This is a genomic window from Nonomuraea rubra, assembly GCF_014207985.1.
GTDB classification, from domain to species: Bacteria; Actinomycetota; Actinomycetes; order Streptosporangiales; family Streptosporangiaceae; genus Nonomuraea; species Nonomuraea rubra.
Genome location: NZ_JACHMI010000001.1, coordinates 3717339 through 3730929, shown reverse-complemented (window position 1 = coordinate 3730929; position 13591 = coordinate 3717339). Strand labels below are relative to the sequence as shown.

Annotated in this window: 10 protein-coding genes; 2 read left to right on the top strand and 8 right to left on the bottom strand. The window is 72.0% G+C overall.

The features are described 5' to 3' along the window. Positions 1-40: 40 nt before the first annotated feature. Genes HD593_RS17010 through HD593_RS16985 form a run of 6 tightly spaced genes read right to left on the bottom strand, consistent with a single transcriptional unit; the run spans position 41 to position 7259 of the window. A complete protein-coding gene (locus tag HD593_RS17010; protein WP_185103088.1) occupies positions 41-1738 on the bottom strand; it encodes a GH39 family glycosyl hydrolase in 1698 nt (565 codons plus the stop codon). Then, a complete protein-coding gene (locus tag HD593_RS17005) occupies positions 1735-3237 on the bottom strand; it encodes a glucoamylase family protein (RefSeq protein ID WP_185103087.1) in 1503 nt (500 codons plus the stop codon). The genes HD593_RS17010 and HD593_RS17005 overlap by 4 nt, the downstream gene beginning before the upstream one ends. Positions 3238-3248: 11 nt before the next feature. Then, entirely contained in the window at positions 3249-4073 is an 825-nt protein-coding gene (locus tag HD593_RS17000) for a carbohydrate ABC transporter permease (protein WP_185103086.1), read from the bottom strand. Further along, entirely contained in the window at positions 4070-4999 is a 930-nt protein-coding gene (locus HD593_RS16995) for a carbohydrate ABC transporter permease (protein WP_185103085.1), read from the bottom strand. The genes HD593_RS17000 and HD593_RS16995 overlap by 4 nt, the downstream gene beginning before the upstream one ends. Before the next feature lie 2 nt (positions 5000-5001). Further along, positions 5002-6264, bottom strand: coding sequence for a sugar ABC transporter substrate-binding protein (locus HD593_RS16990; protein WP_185103084.1), 1263 nt, complete (start codon positions 6262-6264; stop codon positions 5002-5004). Continuing rightward, positions 6261-7259: a LacI family DNA-binding transcriptional regulator gene (locus HD593_RS16985; protein ID WP_185103083.1), complete on the bottom strand. Its 999-nt coding sequence runs from the start codon at positions 7257-7259 to the stop codon at positions 6261-6263. The genes HD593_RS16990 and HD593_RS16985 overlap by 4 nt, the downstream gene beginning before the upstream one ends. Before the next feature lie 144 nt (positions 7260-7403). On the opposite strand from HD593_RS16985, the gene HD593_RS16980 reads away from it, so the two are divergent. Beyond that, entirely contained in the window at positions 7404-7808 is a 405-nt protein-coding gene (locus tag HD593_RS16980) for a nitroreductase family deazaflavin-dependent oxidoreductase (RefSeq protein ID WP_185103082.1), read from the top strand. Positions 7809-7841: 33 nt separating this feature from the next. Here the strand turns inward: HD593_RS16980 and HD593_RS16975 are convergent, their stop codons facing one another. Continuing rightward, complete coding sequence (locus tag HD593_RS16975; protein ID WP_185103081.1) at positions 7842-11150, bottom strand: S8 family serine peptidase; 3309 nt, start codon at positions 11148-11150, stop codon at positions 7842-7844. 91 nt (positions 11151-11241) lie between these two features. Between HD593_RS16975 and HD593_RS16970 the strand changes: the two genes are divergently transcribed. After that, on the top strand, positions 11242-12246 hold the full coding sequence (locus HD593_RS16970; RefSeq protein ID WP_185103080.1) for a TrmB family transcriptional regulator: 1005 nt from the start codon (positions 11242-11244) through the stop codon (positions 12244-12246). Positions 12247-12315: 69 nt separating this feature from the next. Here HD593_RS16970 and glgA read toward each other — a convergent pair whose 3' ends face one another. Then, positions 12316-13488 carry a glycogen synthase gene (gene glgA / locus HD593_RS16965; protein ID WP_185103079.1) on the bottom strand — a complete coding sequence of 391 codons (1173 nt, stop codon included), beginning with the start codon at positions 13486-13488 and terminating at the stop codon, positions 12316-12318. Between the last annotated feature and the right edge of the window lie 103 nt (positions 13489-13591).

The window sequence follows — 13591 nt, the reverse complement described above, 5'->3', positions numbered from 1 at the left end:
CAGGCTCTCACCGGCGTGCGCCCGCGTACAGGACCGTCAATCAGGGTGTCAGCTCCAGGAACGACACCCCCGGCATGGGCAGGTCGAACGCCAGGCTGAGCGACGGTCCCGTGACGGTGGCGGGCGGGGCGAGCTCGTCGAGGCCGTCGGCCCGCCGGAGCGCCTCCCACTGCTCGCCGGCCGGCCAGTCGCCGCCGCCCATCGCCTGCCAGGCCGCCTCCACGTTGGTGTGGCGGGCGTCGATGCGGTGGTGGGTCAGCCTGTACGCGCCGCCCTCCAGCCCCTCGACGGCCAGGGTGACCGTGCGGGCCAGCTCGGGCGCCCCGGTGGACTGGGCGCTGTTGAGCGTGCCGTTCCAGACGAGCACGCCGACCCGGCCGTCGGGGTGCCTGGCCGCCCACGCCTCGACGCCCGCCACGTCGCCGTCCACCTCGGCGGCCAGCTCCGCGTCGCCCAGCCGGTCGGCGAGCGCGAGGGCGTGGAAGCGGGGTTTGCGCAGGTTGCCGACGGTCAGCAGGCCGAACCCGCCGTGGAACAGCCGGGGCGGCCTGCCCAGCTCCTCGAAGTGGTCGGAGGCCACCCAGTGCGACAGCGCGGCGACCCGGCCGGCCGCGGACTTCATGCCGTGCAGCACGAACGCCGCCCCGAAGGGCCCGTCACCGATCCCGTGGAAGTGGGTGGGCGTGGGCCCCCATTCGGTCCACCAGATCGGCACGTCCCGCCCGTACGCCTCCAGGACGGGACGCCAGTCGAGCGGGGCGTTGCCGTAGGTGTGGGTGGAGACGAAGTCGAGCGCCGCGCCCGACTCGGCGACGTGCGCGAGCAGCTCCGCCACCCAGCCGTTCGCGGCCGAGGCGGGGCCGCCGACGCGCAGGTCCGGGTGCACGGCGCGGACGGCGGCCGCGGTGACGTCGTAGAGCAGGAAGTACTCCTCGCGGGTGCCGGACCAGAAGACGTCCAGGTTGGGCTCGTTCCAGACCTCGAACGCCCAGCGGTCGACCAGGTCGCGCAGGCCGTACCGGCCGGCCAGGTGCTCGACCAGCGCTCGGACCAGGTCGCCCCACGCCTCGAAGTCCTTCGGCGGCGAGATGACGGCCTCGTACTGGAAGACGGTCTTCGACGGGTCGGCGGCCAGGTCGCGAGGCATGAAGCCGAGCTCCACGACGGGCCGCAGGCCGAGCGCGACGACCCGGTCGTAGACGGCGTCCACGCGGGAGAAGTCGTAAGGCTCGCCCTGCCGGTAGGCGCCGAGGTCGTCGCCGAGGATCGCGTGCGCGCGGACGGCCGCCACGCCGAGCTGCTCGTGCACGAGGCGCAGCGCCGCCGCCAGCTCCTCGCCGATGGGCCTGCCGCCGGTCTCGTCGGTGCTGAGCAGGTGGGACAGGTGCTCGGAGCCCACCATGGCCGCCCACGGCCGCGGCAGCTCGCGGGTCACCCGGCGGGCGTCCACCCGGACCGTGACCGCGGCCCCGTCCCCGGCGGGCAGCGGCGCGGCCTCGACGGGGGCGCAGAACGGGCCCTGGGCGGGCGAGACGGCGGCCACCGTGTACGCGGCGGGCCCGTGACCGGTGTCGACGAACCGGCAGGCGGGCACGGCGGGCACGTCCACCTCGGACGGGACGGCCGGCACGCCGTCCCGGTACACGAGGTAGCCGATGGCGCCGGGAACGGGGTCCCAGGTCAGCGTGACGTGCCCGGCCCCGGGAAGGGCGCGCAGGCCCGTGGGCGCCTCGGTCATCCGACCTCCCAGTTCTCGAGCCGCATCACCGGCCGCAGCCGTTCTTCCACGCCGGAGCCGGCGAAGTAGCGGTGCAGGTTGCCGCCCGTGAGCAGGTTGCCCAGCGCGGCCATGGCCATGCCCTGGTCGAGCGCCAGGTACCACCGGGACACGACGCCGGAGCGGACGGCGATCGCGTCGTAGAAGCCGCCGGGGCCGTAGGCGTCGAAGTCGCGGCGCAGCCTGGCCAGGTTGTCCAGCGCGGCCTGCCTGGCGTACGGCAGGGCCAGGAAGCTGGCGTGCGGGGTGACGACGCCGTCCCCGTACGCCTCGGGCAGCGGCTTGGCGGGGCGGCAGCCCTCGTAGCCGGGGTCGACGCTGGTGCGCTCGCGGTCGGAGGAGTAACCGGGCTCGTCCATGCCGAGCTGGTCCACGCCGTAGACGTTGTAGCCGCCGTGAGGGTCGTTGGACGGGGAGAAGCCCCAGTAGCCGTACTCCGCCTCGTTCAGGCCGTGCTCGATCTGGCCGCGGACGAACACGGGGTGGTTGCGGCCCCAGCTCCTGGGCGCCCACCTGGACTCGGGGACGACCAGGTCGGGCATGAGGGCCTCGAACATGGAGCCGCCCCAGTTGGGGACGTACCGCATGCCGCGGTACTCGTAGGTGCCCTCCCAGACGTTGATCCCGAGGTACTGCTTCCAGGAGCCGACCGGCTTCTGCTCCTGCCAGCCGTAGTCGCAGGCGTTGTCGGGGAAGGTGCGGTAAGGGCCGAAGTAGCTCTGGGGCGGGAGCTGGCCGAGCGCGATGCCGACGTACTGGCCGATGCGGGTCTCGGCGGGGGCGCCGTAGTGGTGGCAGGTGGAGTAGACGGTCACGCCGGTGCCCGCGTAGTCGGTCGGGGTGTTGCAGTCCCTGGGCGGCGGCTCGGGCCAGAAGCCGCCGCGCAGCAGGCCGGTGCCGGCGTCGGGGCGGGCGGCCGGGTCGTAGTAGGCGGTGAAGTCCATCGAGTTCGCCAGGGCGTCGGCCGCCTTGGCGTGGGCGGGGACGGCGTTGCGGACCATCATGAGCGCGGCGGCCAGCCAGCCGTTGTCCACGCTGGAGGCGAAGGGGTGGATGGGGTCGCCCGAGTCGGGGAAGCTGCGGGCGAGCTGGAGGGTGGCGGGGTCGTACCAGTTGTAGTACTGGCCGGTGGGCGCGTTGCGCTCCATGCGGGCCAGGGCGTCCAGCACCCTGCCGATCCTGGCCGAGGCGTCGCGGGCGGTGATCAGGCGCAGGTCGCGGGCGACGAGGGTGCTCCACACGTACGTGGCGATGTTGGTGGGCGAGGTGATCCGGGCCCTCGTCTTGAGGTCGCCGGTCACCTTGTCGGCGGGCAGGCCGGTGGCGGGTTCGACCATGGCGGCCATCGACCGCCACGTGTCCCTGGCGTAGCGGTGCAGGGTGTTGTCGGAGGCCTCGGCGGGGATGGCGGGCGCCGAGAGGGACAGCACGAGTAAGCAGGACAGGACCGTCTTGCGCATGGGGTGCTCCTCTACTTGAGGCCGGTGGTGGCGATGCCCTGGATGAAGAAGCGCTGCAGGAAGACGAACAGGAACAGGATCGGCGCGATCACCACGACCGATCCGGCCACCAGCAGGTTGTAGTGGGTGCCCTCGTAGCCGTTGAGGATGTTGAGGGCGACGGGCAGGGTGTACAGGTCCTCGCTCTGGGCGACCACGGCGGGCCAGAGGAAGTTGTTCCACGAGCCGAGGAACGTGATGAGGCCGAGCGTGGCCAGCGCGGGCCCGCACAGCGGCAGGATGATCGTGAAGAAGACCCGGAACTCCCTGGCGCCGTCCACGCGGGCCGCGTCGATCAGCTCGTCGGGCAGGTCGGAGATGAACTGCCGCATCATGAACACGCCGAGCGGCGTCACCACGGTGGGCAGGATGATCCCGAGGAACGTGTTGACCATGCCGAACCTGGCGATCAGCACGAACTGCGGCATCATCACGACGATGGCGGGGATCGCGAGCTGCACGAGCACCAGGCCGAAGGCGAGGTTCTTGCCGCGGAAGGAGAGCTTGGCGAAGGCGTAGCCGACCATGGAGCAGAACAGCAGGTTCGTGGCGACCAGGACGAGCGCGATGATCAGGCTGTTGGCGAACGCGGTGCCGAGGTCCACCCGCCCGAACAGTTCGGCGAAGTTGTCCAGCGTCCACGTCTCGGGCCAGAAGGTCGGCGGGTCGCGCCTGATCTCCCTCTCGGGCTTGAACGAGCTGAGCGCGGTCCACAGGAACGGCCCGGCGACCAGCGCCAGCCCGACGGTGAGCCCGAGGTAGACGATCGCCCGCTGGCGGCGGGTGGTCCTGGTCATCGGTTCCTCCCCAGCCTGAGCTGCAGCACGGCCAGCGCCACGATCACGGTGAACAGCACGGTCGAGGCGGCGCCCGCGTAGCCGTAGTTGCCGACGCCGAACTGGTTGAAGATGGCCAGCGAGGCCGACAGCGTGGCGTCCAGCGGCCCGCCCCTGGTCATGACCAGCGGCTCCTCCAGGAACTGCATGAAGCCGACCGAGCTGTAGACCGTGCAGAACAGCAGCACGGGCCGCAGCGAGGGCAGGGTGACCGCGTGGAAGCGGGCCCAGCGGCCGGCGCCGTCGACCGCCGCGGCCTCGTACAGCTCCCTGGGGATGGTCTGCAGCGCGGCCAGCAGCACGACCATGTTGAAGCCGAAGCTGCGCCAGGCCGTCATGACGACGATCGAGGGCAACGCGGTGGCCTCGTTCTCCAGCCAGTTGGGGCCCTCGGCGCCGGCCAGGCCGAGCAGCCGGTTGACCAGCCCGGCCTCGGGCTCCAGCAGGAACTTCCAGGCCACCGCGATGCCGATGATGCTGGTGATGTTGGGCAGGTAGTAGCCGAGCCGGAAGAACGCGGCGGGCAGGCGGGCGATGCCCGTGTTGAGCAGCACGGCCGAGGCCAGCCCGAGCCCGATGGTCAGCGGCAGCGCGGTGACCACGAAGACCACGGTGTTGAGTGCCGCCCTGCGCATGGCGCCGTCGTTCATCAGCCGCAGGTAGTTGTCGAGGCCGACCAGGTCGACGCCGAGCGGGTCGGCCACGTCGGTGCTGCGGATGTCGGTGAAGCTCATCCCGATGCCGACCAGCAGCGGCCCCAGGTAGAACACCGCGAACAGCACCACGAACGGCAGGATGAAGATCCAGCCGATGCCCGACCGGCGTAACGCGCCCCTGACCTTGACCGGTGCGGGGGCGGGCGGCGCCTGTCTCGTGACGACGGCCATGGCTACAGGCCGGTGCCGATCGCGTCGGCTCGCGACTGGATCGCCTTGGCCGTCTGCTCAGGGGTGGACCGGCCGCGGGCCAGCTTCTCCAGCTCCGCCTCCAGCACCCTGGCCACCTGCTCCCAGGTGGGGAACGGCGGCGGTGTCCTGGCGTCCTTGAGCTGCTCGCCGAAGACGGCGAGCTGCTCGTCGGCCTTCAGCTCGGGCTCCTGCCAGGCAGCCTGTACGGCGGGCAGCGCCTTGACCGTGGTGTACCACTTGGCCTGCACCTTCGGCTCGCTCAGCCACTGGATGAACTTCCAGGCGGCGTCGCGGTTCTTCGCCTGCTTGAACACCGCCATGTCCGCCCCGCCGACGAAGCTCGTCGCCGAGACCGGGCCCTTGGGGTAGGGCGCGACGTCGAACTTCTCCGCGAAGCCGGGGCCGCCGTCGTTGTTGAGCACGCCGATCATCCACGGCCCCGAGTAGAACGCGCCGACCTCGCCCTTGATGAAGGTCTGCGGGAAGGCGTTCGCGGGGGTGTCGGTCGGGGCGAGCTTCTGCTCGAACAGCGACGCGTACTGCTTGAGCGCGGTGACGGCCTCGGGGGTGTCGAAGGTGTACTTGCCGTCCTTGACGATCTCGCCGCCCGCCTGCCAGATCAGCGGCAGCACCTCCTGCCAGGAGGCGCCCAGCGTGTAGCTCTGGTTGAAGCCGCGGGCGGCGCCGCCCTTGTCCTTGAGCGCGCGGACGAACGCGGTGAACTCCTGCCAGGTCTCCGGAGGCCGCACGCCGGCCTTCTCGGCCTGGTCGGTGCGGTAGTACAGGACGCGGGTCTCGACGTACCAGGGCACGCCGTACGCGGTGCCGTTGATGTCCACGGTCTGCCAGGCGCCGGGGAAGAACGCCGACTTGTCGACCAGGTTGCCGGGCGTCGGCTCCAGCGCGCCGGTCTTGGCCAGCTCGCCGGACCAGGTGGAGCCGATCATGCTCACGTCGGGGGTGGCGCCGCCCGCGATGGCCGAGGTGATCTTGTCGTGGGCCACGTCCCAGCCGATGGCCGTCACGTTGATCTTGACGCCGGGGTTGGCGCTCTCGAAGTCCTTGACGAACGTGCCGAGCGCCTTGCCCTCCTCGCCCATCGCCCAGACGGTGACCTCCCCGGCGACCTTGCCGCTCGTGACGTCCCGCGCCTGCTCGGGCGCCGTGTCCGTGCCGCGGCCGCAGCCCGCGGCCACGATCGTGATGGCCAGCACGCCCGCGGCGCGCCGGGTGGCGGTGTTCACGTCGGTACCTCCTGGGGGTGGTGACCGCAGCTGGAGCGGATGACCAGCTCGGTGGTCAGGACGATGTGGCTCGGGGTGTCGCGGGCCCCCGTGATGAGCTCGTCGAGAGCGCGGGCCGCCCGGGCGCCGAGCTCGCGCATCGGCTGCCGTACGGTGGTCAGCGCCGGGCGGGCGTGGCGGGCGGCCATGATGTCGTCCCAGCCGGTCACGGCCACGTCGCCGGGCACGCGGAGGCCTAGCTCCTCGGCGGCGAGCAGCGCCCCCAGCGCCACCTCGTCGTCGGAGCAGATGATCGCCTGCGGCCTGTCCCTGCCCTTGAGCAGCTTCGTGGCGGCCTCGTGGCCGCAGTCCACGGTGTAGTGGCCGGTGCCGACGGCCTCGATCGCCCCGCCGAGCACGCCGCGGACGCCCTGCCAGCGCTCGTCCACGTCGTCGCGGCTGGTGAGCGGGGCGCCGAGGAAGGCGAAGCGTTCGTAGCCGTGGCCGCGCAGGTGCCCGGCCAGTGCCCGGGCCGAGGCGGTGTTCTCGCTGCGCAGGGTGTCGGCGCCGGGCAGCGGGTCGCGGGAGACGAACACCAGCCGCACGCCGAGCCGTACGAGCTCGGCGACGAGCGGCTCGGGCACGGTGTGGCCGAAGATCAGCATGCCGTCCACCCGGCCGGCCAGGTCCTTGATCAGGTCGCCGACCCTGGTGCGGCCCTTGGTCGACAGGATCATCACCGAGCGGCCCAGCTCGGAGGCCACCTCCTCGTAGCCGAGCAGGACCTCGGCGTAGTACGGGCCCGCCAGGTCGGGGAAGACGACGCCGTTGGCGGCGTGGCGGCCCTCGGCGAGACTCACGCCCAGGCGGCTGGGCGTGAAGTTGAGCTCCTCGACGGCCTTGAGCACCTTCTCCCGCGTCTTCGCGGCGACGGGGCCGGTGCCGCGAAGCGCCCTGGACACGGTGGCGATCGACACGCCCGCCCGCCTGGCCACTTCGTAGATGGTCACGTCCATGGTGGTTCTCTTCCTGTGTAAGCGCTTTCACCCGCCGGATGGGTGGAAGCGCTTACAGAAAGGGTGTGCCAACCACGTTAACTTCTCGCCCAGACCGCGTCGAGTAACGGTGAGGTCACGGCCGGCGTGGGTAGGTCCGCCTGCATGCTCTACGGCGAAGAACATGTCCGGCGCTATCAGGAGACCGACGGCGCGGAGGGACACGACTGGAACGACACCACCGTCCTGCTGCTGACCACCAAGGGGCGCAAGTCCGGCCGCCCCTACACCACTCCCCTCATCTACCAGCCGTTCGGCGACTACTACCTCGTGGTGGCGTCCAAGGGCGGGGACCCCGACCATCCGGGCTGGTACAAGAACCTGCAGGCCAGCCCGGACGTCGAGGTGCAGGTGAAGGGCGACAGGTTCAAGGCGCGCGCCCGCACCGCCACTCCCGGGGAGAAGCCCGAGATGTGGAAGGTGATGACGCGCACCTGGCCGGACTACGACGAGTACCAGAAGAAGACCGACCGGGAGATCCCGGTCGTCGTGCTGGAACGCGCCGCCTGACAGGAGGTCCCGCCGGAGCGGGACCTCCCCGGCTCACTTGATCCCGTACGCCCTGACGACGGTCTGGCTGAAGGCGTTGCCGCCGGTGTCCACGGCCTTGACCCGCAGGGAGACGAACTTCCCGCGCGCCCAGGCCGGGTGCCAGGTCTGGGCCGACCAGCCGTCCTTGCCCGACGGGTGCACCAGGGCGGGCAGCCACGTGCGGCCGTCGTCGTAGGAGACCTCGGCGGTCAGCGTGCGCAGCTTCAGGCCGGGCGAGCCGTCCTGGCGCTGGACGCGGAGCGGGATGCGCATGGGGCCCACACCGGCCCGGTTCTGCTCGTCCAGCTCAGGGTCGATCTTGACGGCCAGCAGCGGCAGGATCTGCCGCTCGCCCGCCGCGGGGGTCTTCGACCGGAACCGCCACTCGGCGCTGACCCGGGTGGACAGCTTGGTCATGGACGCGTCGCGGTCGGCGCTCATGGTGAGGCGGTACTCGCTCTCCTTCCGCTCGGCGGGCACGTCGATCCAGCCGGGCAGGTAGTCGCTCGTGCCGTAGATCTCCTTGCCGTCACGGTAGAGCTTGGCCTGCGGGGCCTTGTAGTTGCCGATGGAGTAGCGGTCGGCCTTGCCGTCGTCGAACAGCGAGACGGCGAACTGCATCATGTTCTCCTCGCGCCAGGTGAGGTCGCCGCCGGGGTCGAGCGCGGCCCCGAAGACGGCGCCGTTCCAGCGTTGCGTGCTCTTCTGACCGGCGCGGTAGACGGTGGTCCGGCCGAAGAAGAACTGGTCGAGGTCGTCGATGCCCTCCGGCGGCAGCTTGTACTGGGCGAACGACGGGTACCAGCCGGTGTCGCCGGGCGTGTAGTACTCGGTCCTGCTGAACGGCAGCGGCACGTGGGCCACGTGCACGTACGGCATCCAGGCCAGCTCGGTCCCGTACAGCACGGGCAGCGCCATGTGCTCGCCCGTCTTGCCGTCCTGCTGGGCGGCGTAGGTGGAGGTGACCTCGGCGAGGTCGCGGCGGCGCGGGCGGTAGCCGGGGTCGGCGGGGATGCGCGGCTCGGCCTTCATCAGGTGGTAGAAGTACGGGCTGGCGTCGTAGGTGCCCTCGGCCGTGGGCTTGGCCCACTGCGTCCACCGGTAGTAGGCGAACTTCTTGCTGGCGGTGCCGGCCGTCGGGATGGCCTTGACGCCCTCGACGCGCTCGGCGCCCCACAGGCCGGCCAGGTCCACGTCCACGCCCAGGGGCTGCTTGCCGTCGACGAGCTGGAGCATGCCCAGCATGCCGATGGCCAGCCGCGCGGTCGGCTCCTCCGTGCGCACGTCCACCGGCTTGGCGTGGCGGGCGTCGGCGGTGACGGTGCGGTCGCCGTCCAGGGTGAACTCCGGCTCGGCCGCCATCACGATGGTGCCGTCGTGGTCGGCCATCAGCGTGACCACCGTGTAGCGGCGGTCCTTGAGCAACCGCAGGTCCAGGCTGCCGCCCGAGACGTCGTAGTTGGTCTGCTCGCCTGCCTCGACGTCGATCACGCCGGCGAAGGCGACCTGGGCGGGCTGCCCGTCGCTGCCGGTGAAGCGCAGGCCGAGCCCCTGCTTCTCCGGCTCGACCCGCATGCCGATGCCCGTGCGCACGGAGACGTCCGCGCCCCTGGCGATGACCGTCCCGCTGAACGTGCCGGTCTCGCCGGGCCTGGCCGTCACGGTGACCTGGGCGGTGCCGCGCGCGGGCACCTCCACCGCGTCGGCGCCGAGGGTGAACGGGGCCGCGCTCTCGCCGTGGCCGTCCTTGGCGACCACGCTCAGCTCCAGCCGGACGGGCGCGTCGCCGTCGTTGCGGTAGGTGAGCGTGCGCTCCTTGGGAGCGGTGTCGGGCAGCTCGATGTCGCCCATGCTCAGCGAGGCGGGCTCGGCCGTGACCTGCTGGGCGACGGCGCGGGCGACGTCCACGCGGCCGGAGCCCTGGATGTAGGCGCCCAGCTCGCCGCCCGGCACGGTGGAGGCCATCAGCGACGCCTTGATGCGCTCGGCCGTCCAGCCGGGGTGCAGGCCCGCCACGATCGCCGCCGCGCCCGCCACGTGCGGCGTGGCCATGGACGTGCCGCTCATCTCCGCGTACAGGTCGTCGCCCGAGCTTCCCTCGGGGGCGCCCGCCCTGGCGGCGACGATGCCGACGCCGGGGGCGATCAGGTCGGGCTTGACCGCGGCGTCGCCGGGACGCGGGCCGGTGCTGCTGAACTGGACGACCGAGTCGGCGTCGCGGAAGGAGGCGCCGACCGACAGGGCGTGGTCGGCGGAGCCCGGCGAGCCGAGCCGCTGCGGGCCGTCGTTGCCCGCGGCGATCACGAAGAGCGTGCCGTGCTTGGCGGACAGGCTGTTGACGGCCTGCTCCAGAGGGTCGACGCCGGGGCTGTCGGGGCTGCCGAGGCTGAGGTTGGCGACGCGGGCGCCGTTCTCCGCGGCCCAGGTCATGGCCTCGATGATGCCCGAGTCGGGGCAGTTCCCGTCCTGCCCGCAGACCTTGGCGATCATGAGCCGGGCGCCGGGGGCGACGCCCTTGCGCCTGCCGTCGGAGGCGGCGCCGGTGCCGGCGATCGTGGACGCGACGTGCGTGCCATGGCCGTTCAGGTCGCGCACGTCCGGCTCGGCGGTGAAGTTCTGGGTCTTGACGACCTGGCCCCGCAGGTCGGGGTGGTCGGGGTCGTAGCCGGTGTCGAGCACCGCGACGGGGACGTCCTGGCCGGTGTGGCCGGCCGCCCAGGCGGCGGGCGCGCCGATGTGCGGCACGCTGACGTCGAGGGAGACCTTGGCCTTGCCGTCGAGCCAGATCTTCGCGGGGGCGGCGGCGGTCCGCGCCTGGCCCGTCAGGGTCTGCCAGAGGGCGCCGGTGCGGGGCTCCTTCCTGGCGACGCCGTTGATGGCGGGCAGCGGTCGCCCGCCGGCGGCGCGCAGCGTGGCGGCGTCGGTGCCGCCGGCGTACGTCATGATCAGCGGGAGCTGCGGGCTGGTGGCGTCGTCGTAGCCGAGCGCGGCCAGCCGGGTGACGTTGAAGAGCCGTGGGTCGAGGGTGCCCGCGGCCAGGAGGGGCATCGCGTCCACGGGCACGATGCTGAGCCCGTCCGCGGACCTGCGGTGCACGAAGTTGATCTTCTCTCGGCCGGGGCCGGCGGCCACGTCGAGCTGGGTCTGCTTGTTGGGGAGCTCGCGGAAGGTGACCTTGTCCCCGGTGATGAGCGTGATCGTCTTCGCGGGTTGCGGCTTGGTGGCGGGCTGGGCGGGCTGGGTGGGTGCCGCGTGGGCCGGTGCGGCGATCGCCGTGGCGGCCAGTAACACGACGCCCAGAAGGGCCGTTCTCTGTTGCACATCCCGCTTTCTAATTGTCAGTGAAATTTGGTGACAAGGTGGTGTCTGTGGCCTATTGCGGCAACTGCCGGAAACGGCCAAGATCTAGCGCGTGCAGGAAGACGGCCGGGCGCTGGAGATCGTCGGCATCAGCGCGTTCGACGAGCGGATCTACCGCAGTGTGCTGGCGTGCCCGGGTATCACGGTGCAGGAGCTGGTCATGCGCAGCGGCGAGAGCGCCGGGCGCATCCAGTCGTCGCTGAGCAGGCTCCGCGTCAAGGGCCTGGTGAGCCGCCTGTGGGGGCGCTCCCCCCGCTGGACGGCGACGAACCCGGGCACCGCGATCCGCTCGCTCGTCCGCGACATGCAGAGCGAGCTGGACCGGCTCACCGACACGGCCGACGAGCTGGAGGCGGCCTTCCGCGACGTCGGCACCGACCCCGCGGGAGGCGACCAGTTCGAGGTGCTGGCCGGGCCCGAGGAGCAGGCCCGCTGGTACGTCAGGCTGCAGCAGGAGGCCAAGGAGGAGGTGCTGACCTTCGACCGGCCCCCGTACGTGCTGGACTACCACAACCCGCTGCAGACCGAGCTGCTGCGCAACGGCGTGCGTTACCGCACGCTCTACGTGCCCGAGGCGTTCGAGCACGCGGGAGCGCTCGACGAGGTGGGCAGCCTGATCAGGGCCGGCGAGGAGGCGCGGATCCTGCCGTGGCTGCCGTTCAAGATGGCGCTGGTCGACCGGTCGCGGGCGGTCATGCCGCTGCACATGGACCCGCCGCTGACGCGGGGCGTGCTCATCAGGGGCTCCACCATGGTCGTGGCCCTGGTGGAGCTGTTCGAGCGGCTGTGGCGGGAGGCGCTGCCGGTGCTGCCCGAGCTGTGGTCGCAGGGGTCGCCCGAGCTGGCCCCCGAGGGCGATCCGGAGGCGGGGCTGGGGCTGGAGGACCGCAGGGTGCTGGCGCTGCTGGCGGCCGGGCTCAAGGACGACGCCATCGCCCGGCAGCTCGGCACCAGCCCGCGCAGCCTGCGCCGCCGCCTGCGGCACCTGCTCGACGAGCTCAACGCCGAGACCCGCTTCCAGGCGGGCGCCCAGGCCAGCCGCCGGGGCCTCGTCTAGGCCCCGTCCGAACCCGCCCAGCCCGTCCGGACCCGTCCGAACCGTCCAGGACCCGCTTTCAGGGCTCCGTCACGTGCCCAGGGAGGCGTAGAGCTCCATCGTGCGCTCGGCGATGCGGGTCCAGGAGAAGTGCTCGATCGCGCGGGCCCGGCCCGCCTCGCCCATGGCGCGCGCCCGCGCCGGGTCCGCCAGCAGGGCGTTGACCCGCTCGGCGAAGTCCGCGGCGAAGCGCCCGGGGTCGTGCGGCGTGCCGTCGGGAGCCTGCGAGATGGGCACCAGCAGCCCCGTCGCCCCGTCGGCGACCACCTCGGGGATGCCGCCGGTCGCCGTCGCCACCACCGCGGTCTCGCAGGCCATCGCCTCCAGGTTGACGATGCCCATCGGCTCGTAGACCGACGGGCACACGAACACCGTGGCGTGCGTGAGCAGCTGGATCACCTCGGGCTTGGGCAGCATCTCCTGGATCCAGACGACCCCGTCGCGGTCGAGCCCGCGCACCAGCCCGGTCACCTCGGCGGCGATCTCCGGCGTGTCGGGGGCGCCCGCGCACAGCACGAGCTGCGCCGCCGGGTCGAAGGAGCGCGCCGCGTGCAGGAGGTGCACCAGGCCCTTCTGGCGGGTGATGCGGCCGACGAAGACGACGTACGGCCTGGCCGGGTCGACGCCGTGCTTCTCCAGCACGTCGGTGCCCCGGTCGGGGACGTACTGGGCGGTGTCGATGCCGTTGTGGATGACGGTGACCTTCTCCGGCGGGATCTCCGGGTAGGCGGCCAGCACGTCGCGGCGCATGCCCGCCGAGACCGCGACGACCGCGTCGGCGGAGGCCAGGGCCGTGCGCTCGGCCCACGACGAGATCGTGTAGCCGCCGCCCAGCTGCTCGGCCTTCCACGGGCGCAGCGGCTCCAGGCTGTGCGTGGTGATCACGTGGGGCATGCCGTGCAGCAGCTTCGCGACGTGGCCGGCGAAGTTGGCGTACCACGTGTGGGAGTGCACGACGTCGGCGCCCTCGCAGGCGGCGGCCATCTCCAGGTCCACGCCGAGCACCTGCAGCGCGGCGTTGGCGCCCGCCAGCCCGCCCGGCACCCGGTAGGCCGAGACGCCCGGCTCGCCGCGGTCGGCCCCGAAGCAGCGCACGCGTACGTCGGCGAGCTTCCTCAGCTCCCTGGCCAGGTACTCCAGGTGCACCCCGGCCCCGCCGTACACCTCGGGTGGATACTCCCGGCTGAGCAGATCAACACGCATGAGACGACCTTAGGGGGGTCCAGGCAAGAAAAACACATCGACAAGCCCAAGGTCGGCAAGCCCGGTTCGTACATCCAACCCCAAAACCGGACAAGAAAGGAGC